The following is a 25,991-nucleotide window of genomic DNA, read 5'->3' on the forward strand; positions in this document are numbered from 1 at the left end:
TCGGCTCATTCGCCGTCGACGACCAGCCTGTCGCGGCCGGCGGCCTTGGCTGCGTACAGCGCCCGGTCGGCGCGCTCGAGCAGCTCTTCCAGTCCGGCGATGCCGGCCTGCATCAGCGCCAGGCCGATGCTGACGGTGTAGCGGATCACGGTGCCGTCCGCCCGAGTCACCGTGTCGGCGGCCATCGCGCGGCGCAGCCGCTCGGCCACCAGGCGTGCGCCCTCCAGCCCGGTCGAGGGCAGCAGCACCGCGAACTCCTCCCCGCCGATGCGTGCCGGCACATCCACCTGGCGCAGCGAGCGCAGCATCACGCCGGCGAGCTGGCGCAGCACCTCGTCGCCGGCGGCATGGCCATGCTGGTCGTTGATGCGCTTGAAGTGATCGGCATCGAGCACCAGCAGCGCCAGCGGGCGCGGCGCCCGGCGGAAACGCTCGATCTCGCGCCGGCCGGCCTCGAAGAAGACACGCCGGTTGGCCAGCCCGGTCAGATGATCGGTCTCGCTGGCGCGGCGGCGCTGCTCGTGCGCGTCGCGCCGGTCGCTGATGTCGCGCAGCACCAGGCTGAAGCCTGCAGGCGTGTCGCCATCGCCGACCCCGCTGATCGGCACGATCATCGTGCTGCCCCAGTAGCGCTGGCCGTCGGCGCGCAGCAGCCAGCCCTCGTCCATGCTCCAGCCGTCGGCGCGCGCCTCGTGCAGGCGGTCGAGCAGCCGCTCCGGCGTGGTGGTGCCGTCCGCATGGAAGATCGTCGCCGTCCTGCCCAGCACCGTCTCGCGGGCGAAGCCGGTCATGCGTGCGGCCGACTCCGACCAGTGCGCGATGCGGCCCTCGGCATCCAGGCCGACCGCTGCATGGTCGTGAATGCCGGTCAGCGCCGCGTTCAGCCAGGCCTCGCTCTGGCGCAGCCGGCGCTCGCGCTCGACCTGGGCGGTGATGTCCGACAGCACCGCCACCAGCCGGTCCGCCGCGAGCCGGCGCAGCGTCAGCGACAGCACCAGCGCACGCTGCCGGCCTTCGGGGCCGACACGCAGTGCCAGGGGCTCGCCGTCGATCAGCAGCTCGCCGGGGTGACCGCCGCGTGCGCGCAGGGCCAGGTCGGGCATCGCCGGGGCCAGCAGCGCGAACAGGTCGGCCAGCTCGCGGCCCGCCGACAGCGGCAGCAGCATCTGTGCTGCTGCGGCGCTGGCCAGCATGATGTGTCCCTCGTCATCGATCTGGACCAGGCCTGCCGGCGCCGCATAGAGCAGCTGCAGCAGTTCCTGGTGCTCGGTGTCCGGGCCGGTCCTCGCGTCCGCCGGGTTCAGGGGTTCCGTCATCGCGCGACTCCGGGCCTGCGGTGCTGGCGGTTCAGGGGCGCAGGATCAGCACATAGCGCTGCTCGACACTCGGTGCGGCCAGCAGCCGGAGCTTGACCGGCGTGGGCTTCATCCGCAGCGTCAGCACGAAGTCGACGGTGGCGTCGAGCGGCTGACATGCCTCGGCGGCATCGTCGAAGCGCTGCGCGACGAGAAAGTTGTTCATGCACTGCGCCACGACCGAGAACAGCGGCAGGCCGAGCACCCGCGACGGGCTCAGGCCGGCGGCGCGCGACTCGTAGGCGTTGTAGCGGCACACCACGGTGTCGGGCCGAAAGCCGATGACGCCGAAGCCGAGCGCGTCGAGCGTCGTGTCGTCCATCGCCTCGAGCGAGGCGAGCAGGTCGGGCTGGTCGAAGCCGGGGAGGGAGGCGTCGTTCACGGCGGTGCTTCCTGACTGACGGCGGGGGCTGCGCCCGAGGCAGCCCGGTGTAGGGCCTGCTGGCGGAGGCGGTGAGATTCGAACTCACGGAAGGGTTCCCCCTTCGCCGGTTTTCAAGACCGGTGCCTTAAACCGCTCGGCCACGCCTCCAGCAGGGTCGCCATTGTAGTCAGAACGGCGCGAGGGCCTGTGCGCAGTCGATGCCGACAAGTTCACGCCGCCCGCCGTCGACGCGCGCGGCGGTGAGCCGGCCGCCCCAGACGCAGCCGGTGTCGAGCGCCAGCAGGTCGGGGCGGTCGAGCGTGCCCAGCGTCGACCAGTGGCCGAACGCGACCGGCGTGCCCTCGGTGCGCCGGCCGGGAATGTCGAACCAGGGGCGCAGGTGCGCGGGCGCGGCATCGGCGCCTTCCTTGAGCTGGAAGTCCATCGTGCCGTCGGTCTCGCAGAAGCGGATGCGCGTCAGCACGTTGATGATCAGCCGCAGCCGGTCGTGGCCGGCCAGCGTGTCGTCCCAGCGTGCCGGCGTGTTGCCGTACATCACCTGCAGGAATCCGGGCAGGTCGGGGCCGCGCAGCAGCGCCTCGGCCTCGGCGGCCAGGGCCAGCGTCTGCGCCGCATCCCACTGCGGAACGACGCCGGCATGCACCATCAGCCAGCCGTGCGCCTGCACCGCCAGGCGCTGCTGGCGCAGCCAGTCCAGCCAGGCCTCGCGGCGCGGGCTGGCGAGAATCTCGCCAAGCGTGTCGGAGCGGTGCGGCGCGCGCACCCCGTGCGCCACCGCCAGCAGGTGCAGGTCGTGGTTGCCCAGCAGGCAGGTGGCGGCGTCGCCGAAGCCGGCCAGGCGCTCGAGCACCTTCAGCGAGCACGGGCCCCGGTTCACGAGATCGCCCAGCAGATAGAGACGGTCGCGCGAGGGGGAGAAGTCCAGGGTGGCCAGCAGTCGCTCGAAAGCGTCGCAGCAGCCTTGCAGGTCGCCGATCAGGTAAATCATGGCCCGGATTCTGCTACGCTCGCCGGGCCTCAACTTCCGGCGCGGCGTGCCTTGCCGTGCCTGTCATGGACCTAGCTCTACTTTTCTCGCTGATCCTGCTCAATGGCGTGTTCGCCATGTCCGAGATGTCCCTGGCCGCCAGCCGCAAGGCGCGGCTGCAGGTGATGGCCGAGACCGGCGATGCCGGCGCCCGTGCCGCGCTGGCGCTGCATGACAGCCCGACCCAGTTCCTCTCGACGGTGCAGATCGGCATCACCTCGATCGGCGTGCTCAACGGCATCGTCGGCGAGGCGGCCTTCTCGGGACTGCTTTCGGCCTGGATCATCGAGAACTTCCCGGTGCCCGAGAACATCGCCTCGGTGATCGGCACCGCCTTCGTGGTGGTGATCATCACCTTCGTCACCATCATCTTCGGCGAGCTGGTGCCCAAGCGCGTCGGCCAGATGTATCCGGAGACGGTGGCGCGCCTGGTCGCTCAGCCGATGGCCTGGCTGTCGGTGGCCGCCGGCCCCTTCGTCAAGCTGCTGTCGGGCACGACCCAGGCCATCCTGAAGCTGCTGGGCGTGCGCGACACCGGCAGCCGTGGCGTGACCGAGGAGGAGATCGCCGCCAGCCTGGAAGAAGGCCTGGACGCCGGCGTCATCGAGGCCCACGAGCATCTGATGGTGCGCAATGTCTTCCGGCTCGACGACCGCCAGATCGGCTCGATGATGATCCCGCGCGGCGACATCGCCTGGCTGGATGTCGCCGCCCCGCGCGAGGAAATCCTGTCGGTGCTGACCGAGCATGGCCACTCGCGCTATCCGGTCTGCCGCGGCAGCCTCGACGAGGTGCTGGGCGTGGTGACCGCGCACCAGCTGCTGATGCAGCTCGCCGGCAGCCGCGAGTTCGTGCTGCTCGAGTCGATGCAGCCGGCGGTGTTCGTGCCCGAGACGCTCTCGGGCATGGAACTGCTCGAGCATTTCCGCGGCTCGCCGGTGCAGATGGTCTTTGTCGTCGACGAGTATGGCGTCGTGCAGGGCGTGATCACGCTGCGCGATGTGCTCGAGGCGATCACCGGCGAGTTCACGCCGCATCAGGCCGAGGATGCCTGGGCGGTGCAGCGCGCCGACGGCTCCTGGCTGGTCGACGGCCTGATCCCGGTGCCCGAGCTGAAGGACCGCCTGGGCCTGAAGCTGCTGCCCGACGAGGACCGCGGCCGCTACAACACCCTGGCCGGCATGGTGATGCTGCTGCTGGGCCGGCTGCCGCAGACCGCCGACGCGGTCGAATGGGAAGGCTGGCGCTTCGAGGTGGTCGACCTCGACGGCAAGCGCGTCGACAAGGTGCTGGCCAGCCGCATCGAGGAACCCGTCGAGGAGCCCACCCCATGACATCGCCCGCCGCCGGATCCGGCACGCTCTACCACCATCCGGTGCTGCTGACCCGCGAGCAGCATGCCGACCGCCGGGTCGTGCCGGTCACCGACTGGCGCATCGCCGCTGCGCTGAATGCGGTGCCGGTCACCTTCGCCGAATTCGAGTCGCTGGCGCGCGAGCTGCCGCTGGCCTTCGTGCCGGCCGGCCGCGACGCCGAGGGCCGCACCCGCGTCGCACCGGTGGCGCTGCTGGGCCTGAGCGAGGGCGAGAACCTCTGCATCGACGCCGACGGGCGCTGGATCGGCACGACCATTCCCGCCTTCCTGCGCCGCTATCCGTTTGCCTACGCCACCGCCGACGACGGCGCACCGACGCTGGCGGTCGATGCGGCCTGGCCGGGCTTCAACACGGTGGAGGGCGAGCGCCTGATCGCCGACGACGGCCAGCCGACCGAGTTCCTGAAGCAGACGCTGGCCTTCCTGGAGCGCTACGAGCGCGACACGCTGCGCACCCGCGCGCTGTGCGACCGGCTGGTGGCGCTGGACCTGCTGCGCGGCGGCGAGATCCGTGGCGAACTCTCGGGTGGTCGGCGGCTCAACGCGACCGGCTTCTTCATGATCGACGAGCAGCGTCTGGCGACGCTGCCCGACGAGGCGGTGCTGGAGTTGCACCGCAGCGGCCTGATGGCGGTCATTCATGCGCACCGGGTCTCGATGGGCCATGTGCAGACGCTCGCCGCCCGGCTGAGTGCCTGAAGTCCCTGATCGCCTGGGCCTGCGTCTTCAGGCTCAGGCCCGGGCGCGGCGGCGTACCGCCGCCAGCAGCGCGGTGACCAGCGCCAGTCCGGCCAGCCAGCCTGCGCCCAGCGCGCCGCCGCTGTCTTCCGTGGTGGGCGTGGTCGCCGCCGGCGTGCCGGCGCCGTCGCTGCTGTCGGTGCCGCAGGTGGCGCCCGGGGCCGGGCCGGTGCGCAGCACGGCCGAGCTGCTGGCGCTGGCGCCTGCGCTGTCGCCGATGGTCAGCGTGACCGCCACCAGGCCGCTGCCCAGCGCCGAGACCGAGGCGGTCGAGCCGCTGGTCGTGCCGTTGAAGCGTGCCAGCGTGCTGTCGCCCAGCGCCCAGCCGTAGCCGGCGAGGGTGCGCCCGGCCGCCACGCTCGAGCCGCTGCCGTCGAGCAGCGTCGCGCTGCCGAGGTCGATGCGGGTGCTCGTCTCGCCGATGCGCGCGATCGGCAGCGTGCCGGCGGCGGCGCGCACCGCAGCGCCCGCATCCAGCATGCCGGCGCCGCAGGTGCCGGTGGTGCAGTAGCACTCGTCCTGGTCGGTGCTGATGCCGGCCACGCAGCTCGACACGCCGACACCGGCGCCGCTGCTCGGAAAGCCGCGTGCACTCGACTTCAGCAGCGACAGCACCTGGGCGGGCGTCAGCGCCGGGTTGGCCGCCAGCATCAGCGCCGCGGTGCCCGACACCAGCGGGGCCGCAAAGCTGGTGCCTACCGCCGCGTCGCTGCCGCCGGTGGTGTGGGTGGGGCAGGACGGGGTGGTGGTGCCGGTGTTGCTGGTGCTCAGGATCGGATAGAGGCATTCCCCGCCGAGGTTGACGCAGTTGCCGGCCGGCGCGGCGATGCTGACTTCCGGGCCGAGGCTGGAGAAGCCGTTCTTGGTGCCCGCATGACGCAGGCCGGCCACCGCGATGAAGCCGGGGCAGTTGGCCGGCTTGTTGACCTTGCGGCTGTCATTGCCGGCCGAGGCCACTACCACCGCACCTGCTGCATTGATCTCTGCGGCTGCGATCGAGTACGCGTCTGCTGCGTTGCAATCTGGGACGTCGTCGTTGTCGCTCTCTGGATAGCCCAGGCTCATGCTGATGACCCGCGCCGGATTCGGGTTGGCGGGCACGCCCGGCACCGTCAGGCCGGCGGCCCAGCGCATGCCGGCGATGATGTCGGAGTCATAGCCGCCGCACTTGCCCAGCACCCGCACCGGCAGCACCCGCACATGGCGGCCCAGGCCGGCCATGCCGCTGGCATTGTTGGTGGACGCGCCGATCAGTCCGGCCATCTGGGTGCCGTGCCAGCTGCTGTCGGAGACGCCACAGCCCTTGAGGGTGGCGTCGCTGCTGTTCTCGGTGCTGCTGATCCAGTCGCCCGGATCGGCCGGATTGCTGTCGCGGCCGTCGCCGTCGTTGGCGATCACCGACTCGGAGATGAAGTCGTAGCCGCCCACCAGCTTGCCGTCGAGATCCGGATGGTTCCAGCGCACGCCGGTGTCGAGCACCGCGACGATGACGCCGGCGCTGCCGGTGGTCAGCGACCAGGCCGTCTCGGCATTGATCGCCGACACCAGCGTGTTCGAGGCACTGCGCAGATACCACTGGCCGCTGGCCGGGCTGAAGCCGCTGCCGCCGGCGTACAGCGGATCGCTGACCGCGGCATGAGTGCGGCGGCGCTGGTCGACATGGACCGACAGCACCTCGCTGTCGGCCGCGAGCCGGCGCGCCAGCGTCGCGCTGCTCATGCCGCTGGCGGTCATGACCTGCATGTCGGGGGCGATGCTGTGGCCGTCCTGCAGCGTCAGGCCGAGGCGGCTGCCCAGCGCCTGGGCCTGGCGCAGCTCCGCCACGGTGGCGCGGGTGCCGGCCGACAGCGTGGAGGCCAGCCGGCTGCTGGTGCGCAGGCGCACGATCACCCGCGCGGTCTCGGCGCTCTGCGCACTCTCGGCGGGCAGGGTGGCGGCCCGCAGCGGCGTGCGCTCCGTGCCGGCCAGGGCCTGCGGGGCCAGGCTGGTCAGGAACAGCGCCGACAGCGCCGACAGGGTCAGGGTGGCCAGCGTGTTCGAGGTGGGGCGGGTCGTCATCATCGTGGGGGCGATCTCGGGGATCGGACGAGTTTAGGCCTGCCTGCTTGTCGGCCTTGTTGCCGGGCAATGAAGCGCCTGGCGGGTGTGTAGCCATTTGTCTCGCGCTGTTCCCGGCCCGGCACCCCCTTGTCACGCGGCGTAAAGACTTGGCGCGGGTGTTGCTGTCGAGCCCTTCCATCCCTTGAATGCGGGATCAATTGATTCCTCAATCGGAATAAACGGCGACTAACATCAGGCTCATGAGGTGAGCCCGGCGCGTGTGTCCGGCGACTCGCACGAGCAGGACCAACCAGGGGAAGTCCACATGGAACGCACGGAACGCTTCTGCCGGATCGAGCTGCTGATCCGCAGCCGTGGCTGCGTCAGCTTTGCCGACCTGATGACCGAGCTGGGCATCTCGCGTGCCACGCTCAAGCGCGATCTCGACCATCTTCGCACCCGCATGGATGCCGCCATCGTCTACGACCGGGAGCGCAACGGCTATCGCTTTGCCGGCACCGGTCGGCTGCTGCGGCGCGGTGCCGAGCCCGCGGCGCCGGGCGTGTGGTTCAGCGAGCGCGAGATCCATGCGCTGCTGACGATGCACCAGCTGCTCGACAGCCTGGGCGGCTCGAGCAGCATGGGCCGGCATCTGCAGCCGGTGCTCGAGCGGCTGCAGGGCATGCTCGGCACCAGCGAGAGCGAGGCGCGCGAGCTGGTGCGGCGGCTGCGGGTGGTGCCGCCGGTGCGCAAGCCGGTGCGCGGGCGCAGCTTCGAGCGTCTGGCCGGCGCGGTGCTCGAGCGCCGGCGCCTGCGGCTGACGATCGCGCTCGACGATGGCGGCGGCGAGCGCGAGCGCATCGTCTCGCCGCTGCGCATGATCCATGACGGCGGCATCTGGCTGCTGGACGCCTGGTGCCATGAGCGCGAGGCGCTGTGCCGCATTCCGGTGCCCTCGGTGCGCGCGGTGCAGTGGCTGGAGCTGCGGGCCCGCGAGGTGCCGATGCGGGTGATCGAGGCCGAGCTCGACGCGATGCCGGTGCAGCGCGCGGCCTGAGCGCAGTTGGCGCAGCGGCGATACTGCGGCCCATGTCGAAGCCTGAAGGAACGTCTGTCCACCGTCACGAGCTGACGCCCGGCCTGCTGGTGCTGCACGGCAACCGGCTCGAGCTGCTGCAGCAGGCGGTGTTCGCCTGGCTGGACCGCCAGCCGCTCGATCCGCTCGAGCCCGATGTGCTGCTGGTGCAGAGCAACGGCATCGCCGAGTGGATGAAGATGTCGCTGGCGCGGCGCAGCGGCGTCTGCGCGGCCTCGCGGGTGGAGCTGCCGGCGCGTTTCCTGTGGCGGCTGTACCGGGCGATGCTCGGCCGCGACGGCGCGCCGGCGCGCTCGCCCTTCGACAAGGCGCCGATGACCTGGCGGCTGATGCAGGCGCTGCCCGGCTGGATCGAGCGGCCCGGCTTCGAGCCGCTGCGCCAGTTCCTGGAGGCGGGCGCCACGCGTGGCGGTGCGCTGGACGATCCGGTGCGCCGGCTGCAGCTCGCCGAGCGCCTGGCCGATCTCTACGACCAGTACCAGATCTACCGTGCCGACTGGCTCGACGACTGGGGCCGCGGGCGCGAGGTGCTGCGCCTGGGCGACGGCCGCGAGATGGCGCTGCCCGAGGCGCAGCGCTGGCAGGCGCGGCTGTGGCACGGCCTGCTGGCGTCGCTCGACGAGGGCGGCCGGCGCGCGGTGCGCAGCGATGTGCACCGGCGCTTCGTCGCGGCGGTCGAGGCGGGCGACGCGCCGCGCCAGCCGCTGCCGCGCCGGGTGGTGCTGTTCGGGCACAGCCATCTGCCGTGGCAGACGCTGGAGGCGCTGGTGGCGCTGTCGCAGCGGGCGCAGGTGCTGCTGGCGGTGCCCAATCCCTGCCGCTTCCACTGGGCCGACATCCTCGACGGCCGCGAGCTGCTGCGCACGCTGCGACGGCGCCAGCCGCTGCGCGGCGGGCTGGACCTGGCCGAGATCCCGCTCGACCGCATGCACGCGCATGCGCATCCGCTGCTGGCCGCCTGGGGCCGGCAGGGGCGCGACTTCATCCGCATGCTCGACCGCTTCGACGATGCGGCCGCCGCGCAGTCGCGCTTCCAGCTGCCGCGCATCGACCTGTTCGACGAGGACCTGGACGCGGCCGACGATCCGGTGCGCGGCGTGCCGCTGCTGGTGCGGGTGCAGCGCGCGATCCGCGACGGCCTGCCGCTGCCCGAGATCGTCGAGCGCGAGGCCGCCGCGCCGCCGCTGGCCTCGGACGACCGATCGATCCGCTTCACGATCGCGCACAGCGCGATGCGCGAGATCGAGATCCTGCACGACCGGCTGCTGGACCTGCTGGCCGAGCCGCCGACGGGCCCGGACGGCCGCCCCGGCGCGCCGCTGGCGCCGCGCGACATCGTCGTGATGGTGCCCGACATCGAGCCCTGGGCACCGCTGATCCATGCGGTCTTCGGCCAGCACGCGCCCGGCGACGCGCGCCGCATTCCCTACGAGATCGCCGACCTGAAGCTGCGCGGGCGCCAGCCGATGCTGGTGGCGCTGGAATGGCTGCTGAAGGTCACGCGCCAGCGCTGCACCGTCGGCGAGCTGCGCGATCTGGTCGACGTGCCGGCGCTGGCGGCGCGCTTCGGGCTGCAGGACGCGGACCGCGCCACCGCCGCGCGCTGGCTCGAGGGCGCCGGCGTGCGCTGGGGGCTGGATGCGGCGCAGCGCGACGGCCTCGGCCTGGGCGCCTGCGGCGAGGTCAACAGCGGCCTGTTCGGGCTGCGCCGCATGCTGCTGGGCTACGCCCACGGCCGCCTCGACGAGGACATGGACGACGAGGGGAGCCCTTCGCCCTGGCTGCACATCGATCCCTACGACGAGGTCGGCGGCCTGGATGCCGGCATCGCCGGCTCGCTGGCGGCGCTGATCGCGGCGCTGCGCCGATGGTGGAGCGAGGCCGCCGTGCCGGCCACGCCCCCGGTCTGGCAGCAGCGTGCGGTGCGGCTGCTCGAGACCTTCTTCGAGCCGGTCGACGAGACCGACCGGCTGCTGCTGGCCTCGCTGACCGAGGCGCTCGGGCGCTGGCTCGACGACTGCGAGGACGCCGGCTTTGCGCCGCCGGTGCCGCTGGAGGTGCTGCGCGAGGGCTGGCTGGCCGGCGTCGACGAGCCGAGCCTGAACAGCCGCTTCCTGGGCGGCGGCGTCGTGTTCTGCACCCTGATGCCGATGCGGGCGATTCCGTTCGAGATCGTCTGCCTGCTGGGCATGAACGACGGCGACTACCCGCGCCGCGCACCGCGCAGCGACTTCGACCTGCTGGCGCTGCCCGGCACGCAGCGCCCCGGCGACCGCGCCCGCCGCGACGATGACCGCATGCTGATGCTCGAGGCGCTGCTGGCGGCGCGCCGCGGCCTGTCGATCAGCGGGTCCGGGCGCAGCGTGCGCGACAACAGCGAGCAGCCGCCCTCGGTGCTGGTGGCGCAGTTGCGCGATCACCTGGACGCGGGCTGGGGTGGGGGCCTGTCGACGCGGCTGACCACCGAGCATCCGCTGCAGCCCTTCAGCCGGCGCTATTTCGAGGTCGCCGAGCCCGGGCGGGCCGGCGACGGCGAGGCGCCGGGCACCTGGGCGCGCGAGTGGCGCCAGGCCCATGCCGATGCGCAGGCCGGCGCGGCGCTGCCCGGGCCGGCGACGGGCGCCGCCACGGCACCGGCACCCGCCCGCGACGACGAGCCGCTGACGCTGGCGCGGCTGGAGCGCTTCCTGCGCAATCCGGTGCAGCACCATTTCCGCGAGCGCCTCGATGTCGAGTTTCCGCCGTTGGCGGTGCAGGCCGCCGACGACGAGCCGCTGGCGCTGGGTGCGCTCGACGAGACGCTGCTGTTGCGCGAGCTGCTCGACCAGGACCGCGGCCGGGAGACGGGCGCGCCGATGACGCTGGCGGCCTGCCGGGCCGAGCTGCTGCGGCGCACCGCGCGGCTGGCGCGCCGGGGCGAGCTGCCGCTGGCCGGGCTGGGCGAGCTGTGGCGGCTGCGCTTCGCGCGCCAGAGCGCGCCGGTCTGGCGCGAGTGGCAGCGCGCGCGCCACCGGTGGTCCGAGCCGGTGCGGCCGCTGCAGCTGGCGGTGCAGCATCAGGATCTGCGCATCGACGACTGGCTCGATGCGCTGCGGCGCGAGCCCGGCGCGCCGGCCGAGGCGCCGCCGCTGTGGCTGGCGATCGAGGCGCGCCGGCTGTGCCGCCCGATCACCACCGGCCCGGACAAGGGCGCGCTGGCGCCGCAGGCCGACAAGCTGCTGCGGCCGTGGCTGCGCCTGCTGCTGGCCGCCGCCTGCGGCCATGCGGTCGAGGGCCGGCTGATCGGCCGCGACGCGGTGCTGCGGCTGCAGCCGCCGTCGGCGCAGGCCGCCCGCGAGGCGGTCGAGGCGCTGCTGTCGGGCTGGAGCCGGCAGCGCGAGGCGCCGCTGCCGGCGGCGCTGCGCACCTCGCTGGCCTGGCTGAATGGCCTGGACGAGGAGCGCGCCGACGAGCGCGCCCGCACCGCCTTCGAGGGCGGGCAGGGCGCTCGCGCGCTGCCCGGCGAAAGCGAGGAGCCGGCGCTGGCGCGGGTCTTTCCCGACTGGGAGACGCTGCGCGAGGCGCCGGACTTCGAGGGCTGGACGCTGGCGCTCTACGGTCCGCTGCACGCCTGGGTGCGCGACGGCGGCGTGACGGTCGAGCCGCTGGGCGATGCCGAGGCCGGCGACGAGGACGAAGGCGCCGGCGCGGCCGGTGCGGAGGACGCAGCATGAGCACGCGGCTCGATCCGCTGACCCTGCCGCTGCGCGGCTCGCGCCTGATCGAGGCCAGCGCCGGCACCGGCAAGACCTGGACCATCGCGGCGCTCTACCTGCGCCTGGTGCTCGGCCACGGCGACCACGGCACGCGCGAGCCGCGGGCGCTGCTGCCGGCGCAGATCCTGGTGATGACCTTCACCCGCGCGGCGACGCGCGAGCTGTCCTCGCGCATCCGCGAGCGGCTGATCGATGCGGCGCGCCTGTTCCGCGACCCCGCGGCGCTGGCGGCCAGCGGCGACGCCTTCGTGCAGGCGCTGGCCGCCGACTGCGCCGACGAGGCGGCCCGCTCGCGCGCCGCGCATCGGCTGGCGCTGGCGGCCGAGGGCATGGACGAGGCGGCGGTGCACACCATCGACGCCTGGTGCCAGCGCACGCTGCGCGAGCATGCCTTCGACAGCGGCAGCCTGTTCACCGAGGAGCTGGTCGCCGACGAGGCCGAGCTGCTGCAGCAGGCGGTGCTCGATGTCTGGCGCCGCGAGGTCTATCCGCTGCCGATGGCCGCGCTGGAGCTGCTGCACCGCCAGTGGCCCGATGCCGAGGCGATGGGCCGCCAGGCCCGGCCGCTGCTGATGCATGAGGAGCTGCTGGACGCCGCCGACGGCGCGCAGGCGCTGCCCGACTGGCTGCCGGACTGGGTCGAGACGCGCCGCGCGCGGCTGCTGGCGCTCAAGGCCGGCTGGGTCGAGCGGGCCGAGGCGATGTTCACCTGGATCCACCGCCAGCAGAACGGACCGAAGCCGCCGTTCAGCGGCGTCAAGGTCAATCCGAAGTCGCTGGAGAAATGGCATGGCCAGATCGTCGCCTGGGCCGAGGATGCGCTGGCCGAGCGGCTGGTGCTGCAGCCCGACACCGGCGCGCGGCGGCTGACGCCCGACGGCCTGCGCGAGGCGCTGAAGAAGAACCACGACTGCGGCGAGATCCCGGCCGCCTTCGCCGAGTTCGAGGCGCTGCAGGCCGAGCTGGCGGCGCTGGAGCCGCCGGGCCCGCGCCTGCTGCGCCATGCGGCGCGGCGCATCGCGCAGCGGCTCGACCAGCTCAAGCGCGCCTCGGCGCAGTTCGGCTTCGCCGACCTGCAGCGCCGGCTCGAGCAGGCGCTGGCGGGCGAGGCCGGCCCGCGGCTGCGCGAGGGCATCCTGGCGCAGTACCCGGTCGCGCTGATCGACGAGTTCCAGGACACCTCGCCGCTGCAGTACCGGCTGTTCGACCGCCTCTACCGGGTCGCCGACGACGATCCGGCCACCGCGCTGCTGATGATCGGCGACCCGAAGCAGTCGATCTACCGCTTCCGCGGCGCCGACATCTACAGCTACCTGGCGGTGCGCCGCGCCACCGCCGGGCGCCACCACGCGCTGGGCACCAACTACCGCTCGACGAAGGCGCTGGTCGGTGCGGTCAACGCGGTCTTCCTGCAGGCCGAGCAGCGCCGGCCCGGCGAGGCCTTCGGCTTCGGTGGTCCGGCTGAGCCGGGTGCCGGCCGCGAGGCCACGCTGCCATTCGATCCGGTCGGCGCCCAGGGGCGCGACGAGACGCTGGGCCGTGGCGACACCGCGCTGCCGGCGCTGCAGATCGAGTGGCTGCCGACGCCGCTGCCGGCCGAGGAACTGCGCGAGACGCTGGCGCGCCGCGCCGCCGAGCGCATCGTCGACTGGCTCGACGACGCGAGCCTGGCCTTTCGCCGCCCCGGCGGCGAGGCGCGCCGCCTGGCGCCGGGCGACATCGCGGTGCTGGTGCGCAACCGCCGCGAGGCCGAGGCGGTGCGCCGGGCGCTGCGCCGGGCCGGCGTGGCCTCGGTCTATCTGTCCGACCAGGATCCCGTCTTCGACACTGCCGAGGCGCGCGACCTGCTGCGCTGGCTGCAGGCGGTGGCCGAGCCGCAGGACACCCGGCTGGCGCGTGCGGCCTTCGCCACCGCGACGGTGGGCCTGTCGCTCGACGAGCTGGCGCGGCTGGTGCACGACGATGTGGCCTGGGATGCGCGGCTGGCGCTGCTGGCGCAGCTGCGCCGCGTCTGGCAGCGCCAGGGCGTGCTGACGCTGGTGCGCCAGACGCTGCATCTGCTGGACCTGCCGGCGCGCTGGCTGGCCGGCCAGGAGGTGGCCGACGGCGAGCGGCGCCTGACCAACCTGCTGCACCTGGGCGAGCTGCTGCAGTCGGCCAGCAGCCGGCTCGAGGGCGAGCAGGCGCAGATCCGCTGGCTGGCCGAGCAGATCTCGGGCCTGGGCAGCGGTGGCGGTCAGGCCGGCAGCGACGAGCGGGTGGTGCGGCTGGAGAGCGATGCCGAGCTGGTGCAGGTCGTCACGGTGCACAAGTCCAAGGGCCTGGAATATCCGGTGGTGGTGATGCCCTTCGCGGCGTCGGCGCGACCGGTGAAGAAGGGCGATGCGCCGTTCGTCGAGCGGGTCGATGCCGAGGGCCGGCGCCGGCTGGACTTCGCGCCCGACGGCGAGGCGCTGGACGAGGCCGAGCGCGAGCGCCTGCGCGAGGATCTGCGGCTGTTCTATGTCGCGCTGACCCGGCCGCGCCATCTGCTGTGGCTGGGCGTCGGCCTGGCGCGCAGGCCGCGCACGCAGGACGAGCATCTGCTGCACCAGAGCGCGCTCGGCCACCTGCTCGGCGGCGGCGCCGCGATGACGGTCGAGCAGGTCGGACAGGCCCTGCAGGCGCTGTGCGCGTTCCGGCCGCCCGATCCGTTCGTGGCCGGCGCGATCGAGGCGACGCCGCTGCGGCCGGTGACGCAGCGCCCGCGCCTGCAGCGCCGTGCGCCGGCGCATCCGCTGGCCGAGCCGCCGGTCTACCGCGCCGCCTTCGACCGCGACTGGGCGGTCGGCAGCTTCACCGCGCTGGTGCGCGACCTGAAGGAGGCGACGGCGTCGCCGCTGCCCGGGGAGGAGGATGCCGAGGTCTGGGACCGCTCCGGCCTGCCGGCGCTGCTGGCCGATCCGCGTCGCCAGGAGCAGGTGCGCGAGGAATGGGCGGTGCAGCCGACGGGCGATCCCGCCGTCGAGCCTGCGGCCGAGACCGAGGCCGAGCCGGCCTGGCATCGCTTTCCGCGCGGTGCGCTGCCGGGCAACTTCCTGCACGAGCTGCTGCAGCTGCTGGCGCAGGAGGGTTTCGGCCGCCGCGCCGAGCCGGCGGTGCGCTGGATGGCCGAGCGGCGCTGCGTTCGGGCCGGCCACGGCGAGCGCACCGAGGAGGTGCTGGACTGGATGGACGCGGTGCTGGCCGCGCCGCTGCCGCCGCTGGGCGGCGCCGCGCTGGAGCAGGTCGACGCGCTGCTGCCGGAAATGGAGTTCTGGATGCCGAGCCGGCAGCTCGACAGTGCCGCCTTCGACCGGCTGTGCCGCCAGGCGCTGCTGCCCGGACGCGAGCGCCCGGCGCTGGTGTCGCGCCAGCTCGACGGCATGATGATGGGCTTCGTCGACCTGGTCTTCGAGCAGGACGGGCGCTGGTGGGTGATCGACTACAAGTCCAACCACCTCGGCGACCGCGACGCGGACTACGACCGCGCCACGCTGGAGCGCGCGGTGCTCGACCACCGCTACGAGCTGCAGGCGGTGCTCTACCTGCTGGCGCTGCACCGGCTGCTCGGGCGCCGGCTCGGCGCGGGCTACGACCCCGAAGCCCACCTCGGCGGCGCGATCTGCCTGTTCCTGCGCGGCATCCGCGGCCCCGAGCGCGGCTGCGTGCTGCTGCGCCCGCCGACGGCGCTGCTGCTGGCGCTTGACCGGGCGCTGGGCGCCCAGCCCGAAACGGCCGAAGACGCCGACGAAGCCTGCGCATGACCCGACCGACCGCATTTCCCGCCGATCCGGCCCAGGCCGACCTGTTCGATCTGCCCGATCCGACCGAACCGGTCGATCCGGCCGAGGCGGCTCCCGAGGCCGCCGAGCTGCTGGCGCTGCTCGACGACTGGTGCGCCCAGGGCTGGCTGCGCCGGCTCGATGTCGCGCTGGCGCGCTGGCTGGCCGACGAATGCCCGCAGGCGCCGGTGACGGCGCTGCTGGCCGCCGCATTGCTGGCGCAGCGCGAGGGCCGCGGCCACACCTGCATCGAGCTGACCGAGCTGCTGGCGCAGCGCCGCCCCGGCGCGGCCGCGCGCGCCGACGACGAGGGCTGGCTCGACGGTCCGGCCGTGGCGCAGCAGGCGCTGGCGGCGCTGCTGCAGCGCCTGCCGGGCGAGCTGGCCGACTGGATGGCGGCGCTGCGCGACAGCGGCGCGGTCGAGACCGCGCAGGCCCGGCGGCCGGGCGCGCCGCTGCGGCTGGAGGATGACGGCCGGCTCTACCTGCGCCGCCACTGGCGCGACGAGCAGGCGGTGGCGCAGGCGGTGCGCGCGCGGGTGCGTCCGGCGGACGCCGTCGAGGCCGCCGGCTGGCCGACGCCCGATCCGGCCGAGGTGCGCCGCTGGCTCGACCGGCTGTTCAGCCCGCGCGATCCGACGGACGGCCCCGACTGGCAGCGCATCGCCTGCGCGGTGGCGCTGCGCGGCCGGCTGGCGCTGATCACCGGCGGCCCCGGCACCGGCAAGACCTACACCGTCGCGCGGCTGCTGGCGCTGGGCTACGCGCTGCATCCGGCGCCGCGCACGCTGCGCATCGCGCTGGCCGCGCCGACCGGCAAGGCCGCGGCGCGGCTGAAGCAGTCGATCGATCTGGCGCTGCAGCAGCTCGGCCAGGCGCTGCCGGGCGTGCTCGACTGGGCCGACCTGGGCGAGCGCCTGCGCGAGGCCACCACGCTGCACCGGCTGCTGGGCGCGCGGCCCGACACCCGCGCGCTGCGCCATGACGCGCGCCATCCGCTCGAGGTCGACCTGCTGGTGGTCGACGAGGCCTCGATGGTGCATCTGGAGATGATGGCCGCGCTGCTGGCGGCGCTGCCAGCCTCGGCGCGGCTGGTGCTGCTGGGCGACCGCGACCAGCTGGCTTCGGTCGAGGCCGGCGCGGTGCTGGGCGACTTCTGCCGCGGCGCGGTGCATGGCCACTACGACGCCGACAGCGCACGCTGGATCGCCGACTGCACCGGCCAGGCACTGCCGCCGGCGATGTGCCTGCCGGCCTCGCGCGACCGGGAGGCGGGCGCGCCGCCGCTGGTGCTGGCGCAGCAGACGGTGATGCTGCGCGAGAGCCGGCGCTTCGGCGGCGCGATCGGCCGGCTGGCGCTGGCGGTCAACGACAATGATGTCGGCCGCGCCGCGCAGGTGCTGCGCGAGCGCGACGACGCGGTCGCGCGGCTGACGCTGCCCGAGGGCGCGACCGAATCGGCCGCGCTGGCGCAGGTGGTGGCGCTGGCGCTCGATGGTCGCCCCGGCGCACCGCAAGGCTATGCCGCGTGCCTTGAGGCGCTGCGTGCCGGGCCGGACGGGCCGGACGAGGCGGCCCACCAGCGCTGGGTGGTCGGCGTGCTGCGCGCCTTCGATCGCTTCCGGCTGCTGTGCGCACTGCGCGAGGGCGACTGGGGCGTGGCGGGCCTGAACGCACTGATCGAGGCGCGGGCGCGCGCACGCTGGCGCCTGGCCGCCGGCGAGTGGTATGCCGGCCGGCCGGTGATGGTCACCCGCAACGATCCGGCGCTGGGCGTGCACAACGGCGATGTCGGCATCGCGCTGCCCTCGGCCGATGGGCGCAGCCTGCGGGTCTGGTTCGTCGACGGCGACGACCTGCCGCCGCGCTCGGTGATGGCCAGCCGGCTCTCTCGGGTCGAGACCGCCTTCGCGATGACGGTGCACAAGTCGCAGGGCTCGGAGTTCGCGCATGTGGCGCTGGTGCTGCCGCCGCAGATGAACCCGGTGCTGAGCTGCGAGCTGGTCTACACCGGCATCACCCGCGCCAAGGGCGCCTTCACGCTGGTGGCGCCCGACCGCAGCGTCTGGGCGCGTGCGCTGCAGCGGCGCACCCGGCGCGCCAGCGGGCTGCCGGGGCTGCTGAGCGGCTGAGCGGTCGGATCAGACCGGCGTCACCCGGAACAGCTGGTCGGTGCGCACGCTGGAGCAGGTGCGCTGCTCCGCCTTGCGCCCGAGCAGCAGGTCGAAGCCCATCTCGACGCACTTGTCGCTGTGGCGGTTGCGCAGCATCACCTGGCCGGCGGCGACCTCCTCCAGCCGCCAGTGCAGGTCGCGCTGGCCGTCGTTCAGGCCGATGGTGATGTCCACGCCGTCGAGCGTCGACAGCAGCGAGCCGACCTTCATCACCAGCCCGGTGGCGTGCTGCGGCACCAGGATCTGGCTGCCCTCGGCCTCCGGCACCAGGCGGAAGCGCTGTGCCGAGGCGCTGCCGCAGGTCTGTGCCTGCAGCTTCGTGCCGGCCAGACCCAGATTGAGGAACGCACTGACGCAAGCTCCCGAGGCGGTGCGCAGCTGCACCACCGGCTGGCCCGAGAAGCCGGTGCCCAGGAAGTTCGCCGGCGTCGAGCCCTTGGCATAACCCGCTGCGCCGACCGCCGGCAGCGTCACCGTCGCGTCGGTGGCGCGGCCGCTGCCGTCGTTCGTGACGCTGGTGGTCGAGCCGGGATGGCCGTGCGGGATGCGCAGCTCGGGGTGATCGAAGGGCGCGGCGTGGAAGCGCACGCGGTCGTCGGTCAGCGCCTTCATGAACTCCACCAGCGCGGTCTTCTCGTCCTCGGTCAGCCCGAGCGAGGTGATGTCGGCATCCAGGTCAGCCAGGTTCTGGTCGTGGAAGTTGCCGCCGCGGTTGTAGAACTCGATCACCTGGCGCAGCGTGGCCGAGTCGCCGTTGTGGAAGTAGGGCGCGGTCAGCTCGACATTGCGCAGCGTCGGCGTCTTGAACTGGCCGTTGACCGCGATCCGCTCGGTGGCGGAGACCGCCAGATTGGGCGCGATGCCGGTCAGCGCCTGCATCCGGCCGAGCTGCGCCAGCGCCGACAGGGCCAGCGGGTTGCCGAACGGGTCCTTCCCGCCGGCGCCGAGGTCGTCGAGCGTCGGGCGCACGCCGATGTTGTAGAAGCCCTCGTCATAGACGGCGGTTGCGCCGTTGCCCATCGTCATGCGTGCCATCGGGGTGGCCAGCATCTTGCGCACCGAGGCGTTGGTGAACTCCGCGCCGCCGTGGCAGTTGACGCAGCGTCCCTTGCCCATGAACAGGCCGAAGCCCTGCTGCGCCGAGGTCGACATCGCGGTGGTGGTGCCCGCCGCCCAGCGGTCGAAGGGCGCGTCGTCCGACACCAGCGTGGCCTGGTAGAGCTGCAGCGCCAGTCCGAAGAACAGGCTGAAGTTGTGCTGCATCTGGGTGTACTGGTTCGCCGCCGGCGTCGAGGTCAGCGTCACCAGCGTCTTCGAGCCGTCGGCATTCACCTGGATCAGCCGGTCGCCGTTCCACCACTCGGGGCGGAAGGCCTTCTTCACCATCGCGGCGTAGTTCGCCTCGTTCAGGCCCTGGCCGCTGCCGTGGCGACGCGCGCCCAGCACGCTGTCGGTGCTGCTCACCGCCTGGGTCTGCAGCGGGCGCAGATAGAGCATCTTGCGGCCGATGTCGGCGAAGCTGCGGCCCTGCGCGCTCATCTCGAAATGGTTGCCCGGCGGGCCCGAGGCCTGCGAGGCCAGGCTGGCATGGGTCAGCCGCACGGCGGTCGGCTGCATCGACCAGGTGGTGCCGTTCTGCACGTTCCTGAACACGCGTGCATTCGGGTCGCGCAGACCGAAGGGGTTGACGCCGTTGAACACGAACTCGGCGCGGCCATCCCAGAAATTGCGCAGGTTGAAGACCGCGTTGATGACGGTGGGCGTGTTGCGAGGCTCGACCCGGCGGGTGTTGATCCCGGCGATGCGGAAGAGCGGATCGGCCACCAGCGCACGCTGCTCGGTGGTCGAGGCGTACCAGGTGGCGTAGGCATCCTGCAGCAGCGTGCCGTTGCTCAAGGGCGGCATCGTCGGCACGCCGAACAGCGTGCCGGTCACGCCGTTGAACTGCTCCAGGAACACGCCCTGCGAGGCCGCCACGTCGTTGACCGAGCGCTGCACCGTCGAGTTGCGGTTGTTCGGGTCGGCCAGCCTGTGCAGCGGAAAGTCGGCCAGCGTGAACTGATAGTTGAGGCCACCGAGCTGGAAGCTGGTGTCCGGATTCGGCGACGTCAGCGACGCCATGCGGTTCAGGCCCGGCGAGAGCTGGTTCCTGCTCCGGCTGTCGGCGCCGGCCTGGAAGTGGCAGGAGGCGCAGGCGGTCTTGCCGTCGCTGCCGAGCTGCAGGTCCCAGAACAGCGCCTTGCCCAGCGCGATCGCCTCGGTCCTGCTCTGCACGAACTCGCCCAGATTGGGCGGCTCCGGCCGGGCGACGCCCTTCAGCGAGGTGGGCGCATTGACCGGCTCGGCGGTCTGCGCGAAGACGGCCTGGCCGCCCAGCGCCAGGGCGCTCAGCGTGAGCAGCGCGCAGGCGCCCATCAGCGGCAGCGCCAGCGGGTGGCATCGGTCCGGCTCCGAGGACAAGGGGCGCGGCAGGGCAGCGAGGCGAGACGTGCGCATGAGATGTCTCCAATTGATACATTGGGTTACCAAGAGTAAACAATTGTTTACATCTGAGCGCTGGAGAAGATTCGTCTTGACAAATCCTTCAGCTGGAATTCAGTTTCCTGGCTGGATGCGATGCGTTTCCGCCACTTCGGTCAGCGTCTTCAGGAAGGCCACCAGCGCGGCCTTGTCCTCGGCGGACAGGCCCATGCCGGCAGGCGGATGCTTGGCCAGGTTGGGATCGAGATTCGGGGTGCGCTCGACGCCGTGGTCGTAGTGGTCGATGACTTCCTCGAGCGTGCGCAAGCGCCCGTCGTGCATGTAGGGCGCGGTCAGCTCGACATTGCGCAGGCTCGGCACCCGGAAGCGGCCGCGGTCGCTCTCCAGCCCGGTGACGCCGGCGCGGCCAGGATCGTCCGGGCGGCCCTTCAGACGCGGCAGGCCGATGCTGGCGAACTGCTGGCTGGTGAACAGGCTGCCGCCGTGGCAGTGGAAGCAGTCGGCGCCGCGCAGACCCTGGCGCGGGTCGTGCTCGGTCAGGAAGAGCTCGAAGCCGCGCTTCTCGGCCGGGCTGAACTGCGCGCGGCCCTGCATCACCCGGTCGAACTTCGCGTCCTGCGCCACCAGCGTCAGCAGGTACTGCTCCAGCGCCAGGCCCAGGCGCGGTGCGCTGACCGGACCGCCGAAGGCCTGACGGAAGCGCGCCTGCAGCGCCGCATCCCGCCCGAGCCGCTCGACCACCTGCGGCAGCCGGTCGCCCATCTCGTGCATCAGCTCGATCGGACGCAGCGCCTGCTCGCGCAGCGTGCTGCGTCCGCCATCCCAGCCGAAATGGCGGCTCCAGGCCAGATTGCTCAGCGCCGGGGTGTTGCGCTGGCCTTCGCGGCCGTCGATGCCGCGGCTGGTCGCCCGGCCCGGATCGACGAAGGCCCGGTCGGGCACATGGCAGGTCGCGCAGCTGATGCGCCCGTCGCGTGACAGGCGCGGATCACCGAAGAGCTGGCGTCCGAGCGCCACGCCCTGCACGGTCAGCGGGTTGTCGGCCGGCAGCGTGACCCGGGGCAGGTGGGCGCCCACGCTCCAGCGGTAAGGCGTGGTGCCGATGGGGGCTGCGCCGGAAGCGGTCGCGTTGCCGCGCGGGTCTGCGGCCGCCTGCGGGGCCAGCGCCTCGACCCGGAAGGCGCGTGCCAGCGCCGCCCTCAGCGCCCGCGAGGGCGGGTCGTCGCCGCGCGAGTGGGTCGAGTCGCCGTCCTTCGAGATGTCGACCGCCGCCAGCAGCCGGCCGGCATCGAGCTTCAGGCGCAGCGTGCCGCCGGCGGCCAGCTGCAGCGGGCCCGGCAGCGTCACGGCGATGCGGTTGATGTCACCGGCCAGGTGATAGGAGAAGCCGCCGGTTCGGCCGGCGCTGGCGCGGTCGAACTGCCACAGGCCCTCGATTGCGGCGAAGACATAGCCGCCGGTCCAGCCCCAGTGCATGTCGTTGACCAGCGGATGCAGCGGGTCGCCGGGCGCGAGCCGGTTCGGGTCGGCATGGTTGGCCTCGGGCGCGACGCCGATCGCGAAGCGCAGCGCGCGGTAGCGGCCCGGCGCCAGGCCCGGCAGCGGCTCGCGCCGCTCGGGCTGGGTGGCGCGGAAATGGCCATGCCAGCCGGCCGGACCCACCCAGCGGCCATCGCCGGTCTGCAGCTGCAGGCCCGAGAGCATCAGGTCGAGCCGGCTGATCGACAGCGCCCGGCCGCGCCGGTCCTGCACCGCGCCAAGCCGGTCGGGCTCCAGTGCCCGGCCGGTCCGGTCGATGACCTGCAGCGTGATCCGTGGCGTGGATGCCTGTGTTGCGGGTGACGCGGCTGGAGTCGCCGCGGCCGAGGCCGGCAGCAGGCAGATCACGGCAAGGCGGGCGATCCGCCGTGCAGAGAGAAGCGGGATGGACGTCAGAGCAGAGCGCATGCGCGAAGGCATCGGCGAAAAGGAGGGGTGCATCAATGTAAATGCATGTAACATAATTTGTGAATTGATACACAAGCACGCCCGACACAAGCCCTGACATGACCGCACTGACAGCACTGACCGCACTCCGACCGGGACCGCTGCTGGCCCGCCTCCTCCTGGCTGCCGCGCTGGCGCTGCCTGGACTGACCGTCACCGTGCCCGCTGCGGCCCAGACCGCCTCCGCGCCGCAGGCGCTGGCCAGCGGCACCGCGGTCGGCGGCATTTCCGGTGCCTATGGCAGCCAGCGCCACTACACGATCGAGGTGCCTGCGGGCGCCCGTACGCTGTCGATCTCGATCGCGGGCAGTTCCGGCGACGCCGACCTGTATGTGCGGCGCGGCGCCCAGCCGACGCTGTCGACCTGGGATTACCGCCCCTACCGCAGCGGCTCGAACGAAGCGGTCTCGGTCAGTGCACCGGCGGCCGGCACCTGGCATGTGATGCTGCGCGGCTACAGCGCCTACAGTGGTCTGACGCTCAAGGCCACCCATGACGGCGGCGGCGGCTCGGCGGCGACGGTGGCTGCGCCCACCTTCAGCCCGGCGCCGGGCACGCACTCCGGCCGCGTCAGCGTCAGCCTGGCCTCGGCCACGCCCGATGCGGTGATCCGCTACACCCTGGACGGCAGCACCCCGAGCACCGGCTCGGAGGTCTACACCGCACCGATCCTGGTCACCGCGACCACCCAGGTGCGTGCGGCGGCCTTTGCCGGCAGCCAGTCGGTCAGCAGCGTGAGCTCCGGCACCTACACCATCATCAATCCGGTGCAGACGCTGGCGATCGGCGCATCGATGGCCAATCTGGCCGGCGCCCAGGGCAGCGTGGCCAATTTCCGCGTCGCGGTGCCGGCGGGCGTCAGCAGCGTGAGCTTCTCGATCTCGGGCGGCAGCGGCGATGCCGACCTGCATGTGAAGTACGGGCAGCTCGCCACCACTTCGACCTGGGACCAGCGGCCCTACCTGTCGGGCAATGCCGAGACGGTCACGATCGCCACGCCGCGCGCGGGCGACTATTTCCTGATGCTGCACGGCTACCGCGCCTACTCCGGCGTGACGCTCAGGGCCACCCAGTCCGGCACCGCCAGCACCGGCAAGCCTGACATCACCATCGCGATGGACGCCGCCAATCCGCGCATCACCACCGAGACCTTCGCGGCGAATGCCTGCGAGATCGAGGAGGGCACCATCACCGCCGGCACGCACCGGCTGCTGCGCTTCAACACCCAGACGCGCAACATCGGCTCTGCCGATCTGGTGCTGGGCAATCCGGCCTCGAACAGCGCCTTCGAGTGGGGCGGCTGCCACGGCCATTACCACTTCCGCAGCTTCGCGCAGTACCGGCTGCTCGACAGCAGCGGTGCGGTGGTGCGCACCGGCAAGAAGGTGGGTTTCTGCCTGATGGACATCACCCGCATCGACAGCGGCGCCAACCCTTCGGCGCGCTACACCTGCAGCAACCAGGGCATCCAGGCCGGCTGGGCGGATGTCTACAGCTCCAACCTGTCGGGTCAGTGGGTCGACATCACCGGCGTGCCGGCGGGCAACTATGTGCTCGAGATCATCATGGATCCGATGAACCTGATCGACGAGCTCGACGAGAGCAACAACACCGGACGCCTGAATGTCACCATCCCCTGAGTCCTCACGTGCGCCGCGCCGCGTGGGGCCGGCCCGGCGGGTCGTGGTCGGGCTGGCACTGGCGGCGGTGGCCGGCACGGCCGTCTGGCTGACCCGCGACCGCACCGCTTCGGCTGCGCCCCAAGGCGGCGCCACGGCGGTGGCTGGATCGACGCAGGACGGCCTGAGCGTCCCGGCCGGATCGACCGCCGGCTCGCCGTTCGGCAGCGGCGCATCGGCCGCGATCGTGCTGCCGGCGCTGCCGCCTGCGGCCCGTGCCACCGCCGGCGAGATCGGCCGGCTGGCCGCGCTGCCTCCGGGCGACGACGCGATCGCGCTGGCCCGCCGGCTCGAGGACACGGCCGATGCGGCCAGCCTGCCGGCCTGGCGTGAGGCGCTGCTGCGCAGCCCGCATCCGGCGGTCGAGCGCAGCGCCATCAGCGTGCTGGCCCGGCTGGCCGACGCCGAGACGATCACCGCGCTGGGCGAGGACTATGGCCGGCTGCCGCCTGAATGGCGCGGCCGCATCCTGCAGGTGCTCGAGCAGGCCACGCGGCCGGAGGCGCTCGACGGGCTGGTCCACATCGTCGAGGCCGACACCGGCGAGAAGCGCTCGGCGCTGGCGATGTCGGCCCTGCATGGGCTGGCCCATCTGGGCACGATGGACTCGACCGACTACCTGCTGCAGCAGGTGCGCAGCAGCAACATCGATCATGCGCTGATGGTGCTGGGCCGCGTCTCGAGCCGCCAGGGCGTCGAGATGACTCGCGCGGCAGCCGCCGGATCCCGCGGCTTCGAGGGGCTGGACGTCGGCGTCCGCCAGGCCCTGCTGCGCAGCGCCGCGGCCGCGGAAGGGCAGCTCGCGCGGCCTTGAGCGGATCTGGCGCTCCAAACGAAAAGGGGTGATTCCGAAATGGAATCACCCCTTCAAGAGTCTGGTGCCGGAGATAGGAGTCGAACCTACGACCTTCGCATTACGAATGCGCTGCTCTACCAACTGAGCTACACCGGCATCGGTGCAAGACTCACATTATAGGCCGGAAAGATTAGGCCTGGGAAGTCTTTTCGGCGTCTTCCAGATGGTATTCGGTCACGCGGCGGACTTCGTTGCGCGAGCCCAGGATCACGCTGACGCGCTCGTGCAGCTTGGTGGGCTGGATGTCCATGATGCGCTGCGTGCCGTTGGTGGCCATGCCGCCGGCCTGCTCGATCAGGAAGGCCATCGGATTGGCCTCGTACATCAGGCGCAGCTTGCCCGGCTTGTTGGGTTCGCGCTTGTCCCACGGGTACATGAAGATGCCGCCGCGGGTCAGGATGCGGTGCACGTCGGCGACCATCGAGGCCACCCAGCGCATGTTGAAGTCCTTGCCTCTGGGGCCTTCCTTGCCGATCAGGCACTCGTCGATGTAGCGCTTCACCGGTGGGGCCCAGTGGCGCATGTTCGACATGTTGATCGCGAATTCCTTGGTGTCCTCGGGAATGGACACGTCCTTCTGCGTCAGCACCCACGAGCCGGTCTCGCGGTCGAGGGTGAACATCGCCACGCCCTGGCCGACGGTCAGCACCAGCGTGGTCTGCGGGCCGTAGACGCAGTAGCCGGCCGCGGCCTGCTGCTTGCCCGGCTGCATGAAGTCGTCCTCGGAGACGCCGCGGGTGTTGTTCACCTTGCGCAGCACCGAGAAGATCGTGCCGATCGAGACATTGACGTCGATGTTGGACGAGCCGTCGAGCGGGTCGAACATCAGCAGGTACTCGCCCTGCGGATAGCGGTTGGGCACCACATGGATGGTGTCCATTTCCTCGGAGGCCATCGCCGCGAGGTGGCCGCCCCATTCGTTGGCCTCGATCAGCACCTCGTTGGAGATGATGTCGAGCTTCTTCTGGACTTCGCCCTGGACGTTCTCGCTGTCGGCCGAGCCGAGCACCTCGCCGAGTTCGCCCTTGTTGACGGCGATCGCGATGCGCTTGCAGGCGCGCGCGACGATCTCGATCAGCAGGCGCAGCTGGGCCGGAATGTGGCCGTGCTCGCGCTGCTGCTCGACCAGGTACTGAGTGAGGCTGATGCGTTTGGGCATGGAATGACAGGGTTACAGGCAGGTTTCAGGATGGGCGCGATCCTACCGGTTCCGGAAGGCGCCGACCTGACGCCTTCCAGCC

General features: G+C 72.3%; 15 protein-coding genes and 2 tRNA genes. 8 read left to right on the plus strand and 9 right to left on the minus strand.

Annotation, left to right across the window (positions count from 1 at the left end; all coding sequences use genetic code 11):
* Positions 1 to 5: 5 nt before the first annotated feature.
* From NFT33_RS10810 to NFT33_RS10825, 4 genes are all read right to left on the minus strand, one after another.
* The gene (locus tag NFT33_RS10810) at positions 6 to 1,316 is read right to left on the minus strand and encodes a GGDEF domain-containing protein (RefSeq protein WP_251675237.1); all 1,311 of its coding nucleotides are present in this window, start codon (positions 1,314 to 1,316) and stop codon (positions 6 to 8) included.
* Between the two features lie 31 nt (positions 1,317 to 1,347).
* Positions 1,348 to 1,737: a nitrogen regulation protein NR(II) gene (locus NFT33_RS10815; RefSeq protein ID WP_251675238.1), complete on the minus strand. Its 390-nt coding sequence runs from the start codon at positions 1,735 to 1,737 to the stop codon at positions 1,348 to 1,350.
* 60 nt (positions 1,738 to 1,797) lie between these two features.
* Positions 1,798 to 1,887, minus strand: a tRNA-Ser gene (locus NFT33_RS10820).
* 19 nt (positions 1,888 to 1,906) lie between these two features.
* Complete coding sequence (locus NFT33_RS10825; protein WP_251675239.1) at positions 1,907 to 2,728, minus strand: symmetrical bis(5'-nucleosyl)-tetraphosphatase; 822 nt, start codon at positions 2,726 to 2,728, stop codon at positions 1,907 to 1,909.
* A 65-nt stretch (positions 2,729 to 2,793) separates the two neighbouring features.
* Here NFT33_RS10825 and NFT33_RS10830 point away from each other — a divergent pair, with 65 nt between their 5' ends.
* Positions 2,794 to 4,101, plus strand: coding sequence for a hemolysin family protein (locus tag NFT33_RS10830; RefSeq protein ID WP_251675240.1), 1,308 nt, complete (start codon positions 2,794 to 2,796; stop codon positions 4,099 to 4,101).
* Complete coding sequence (locus NFT33_RS10835) at positions 4,098 to 4,841, plus strand: SapC family protein (protein WP_251675241.1); 744 nt, start codon at positions 4,098 to 4,100, stop codon at positions 4,839 to 4,841. The genes NFT33_RS10830 and NFT33_RS10835 overlap by 4 nt, the downstream gene beginning before the upstream one ends.
* A 33-nt stretch (positions 4,842 to 4,874) precedes the next feature.
* Here NFT33_RS10835 and NFT33_RS10840 read toward each other — a convergent pair whose 3' ends face one another.
* Entirely contained in the window at positions 4,875 to 6,941 is a 2,067-nt protein-coding gene (locus NFT33_RS10840; RefSeq protein ID WP_251675242.1) for a S8 family peptidase, read from the minus strand.
* A 304-nt stretch (positions 6,942 to 7,245) separates the two neighbouring features.
* On the opposite strand from NFT33_RS10840, the gene NFT33_RS10845 reads away from it, so the two are divergent.
* From NFT33_RS10845 to recD, 4 genes are read left to right on the plus strand one after another with little or no spacing between them, the layout of a single operon-like run.
* Positions 7,246 to 7,977, plus strand: a complete 732-nt coding sequence (locus NFT33_RS10845; protein ID WP_251675243.1) for a helix-turn-helix transcriptional regulator — start codon at positions 7,246 to 7,248, stop codon at positions 7,975 to 7,977.
* A gap of 32 nt (positions 7,978 to 8,009) precedes the next feature.
* Positions 8,010 to 11,729, plus strand: a complete 3,720-nt coding sequence (recC, locus tag NFT33_RS10850; protein WP_251675244.1) for an exodeoxyribonuclease V subunit gamma — start codon at positions 8,010 to 8,012, stop codon at positions 11,727 to 11,729.
* Complete coding sequence (gene recB, locus NFT33_RS10855; RefSeq protein ID WP_251675245.1) at positions 11,726 to 15,556, plus strand: exodeoxyribonuclease V subunit beta; 3,831 nt, start codon at positions 11,726 to 11,728, stop codon at positions 15,554 to 15,556. The genes recC and recB overlap by 4 nt, the downstream gene beginning before the upstream one ends.
* A complete protein-coding gene (recD, locus tag NFT33_RS10860; protein WP_251675247.1) occupies positions 15,553 to 17,706 on the plus strand; it encodes an exodeoxyribonuclease V subunit alpha in 2,154 nt (717 codons plus the stop codon). Before recB ends, recD begins: the two co-directional genes overlap by 4 nt.
* Positions 17,707 to 17,715: 9 nt before the next feature.
* Here the strand turns inward: recD and NFT33_RS10865 are convergent, their stop codons facing one another.
* A complete protein-coding gene (locus NFT33_RS10865; protein ID WP_251675249.1) occupies positions 17,716 to 20,244 on the minus strand; it encodes a cytochrome c peroxidase in 2,529 nt (842 codons plus the stop codon).
* 99 nt (positions 20,245 to 20,343) lie between these two features.
* Positions 20,344 to 22,116 carry an MbnP family protein gene (locus NFT33_RS10870; RefSeq protein ID WP_251675251.1) on the minus strand — a complete coding sequence of 591 codons (1,773 nt, stop codon included), beginning with the start codon at positions 22,114 to 22,116 and terminating at the stop codon, positions 20,344 to 20,346.
* Positions 22,117 to 22,274: 158 nt separating this feature from the next.
* Here NFT33_RS10870 and NFT33_RS19255 point away from each other — a divergent pair, with 158 nt between their 5' ends.
* Together NFT33_RS19255 and NFT33_RS10890 are read left to right on the plus strand one after the other, a co-directional pair.
* Positions 22,275 to 23,855 (plus strand): pre-peptidase C-terminal domain-containing protein, encoded by a 1,581-nt coding sequence (locus tag NFT33_RS19255; protein WP_309296141.1) that lies wholly within the window; start codon positions 22,275 to 22,277, stop codon positions 23,853 to 23,855.
* A complete protein-coding gene (locus tag NFT33_RS10890) occupies positions 23,839 to 24,708 on the plus strand; it encodes a HEAT repeat domain-containing protein (RefSeq protein WP_251675254.1) in 870 nt (289 codons plus the stop codon). Before NFT33_RS19255 ends, NFT33_RS10890 begins: the two co-directional genes overlap by 17 nt.
* 62 nt (positions 24,709 to 24,770) lie before the next feature.
* Here the strand turns inward: NFT33_RS10890 and NFT33_RS10895 are convergent.
* Together NFT33_RS10895 and NFT33_RS10900 are read right to left on the minus strand one after the other, a co-directional pair.
* Positions 24,771 to 24,846, minus strand: a tRNA-Thr gene (locus NFT33_RS10895).
* Positions 24,847 to 24,880: 34 nt separating this feature from the next.
* A complete protein-coding gene (locus tag NFT33_RS10900) occupies positions 24,881 to 25,909 on the minus strand; it encodes a class 1 fructose-bisphosphatase (protein ID WP_220786957.1) in 1,029 nt (342 codons plus the stop codon).
* Positions 25,910 to 25,991: the final 82 nt, after the last annotated feature.

Origin of the sequence: Sphaerotilus sp. FB-3 (assembly GCF_023706025.1) — a bacterium.
Lineage (GTDB): Bacteria > Pseudomonadota > Gammaproteobacteria > Burkholderiales > Burkholderiaceae_C > Sphaerotilus > Sphaerotilus sulfidivorans.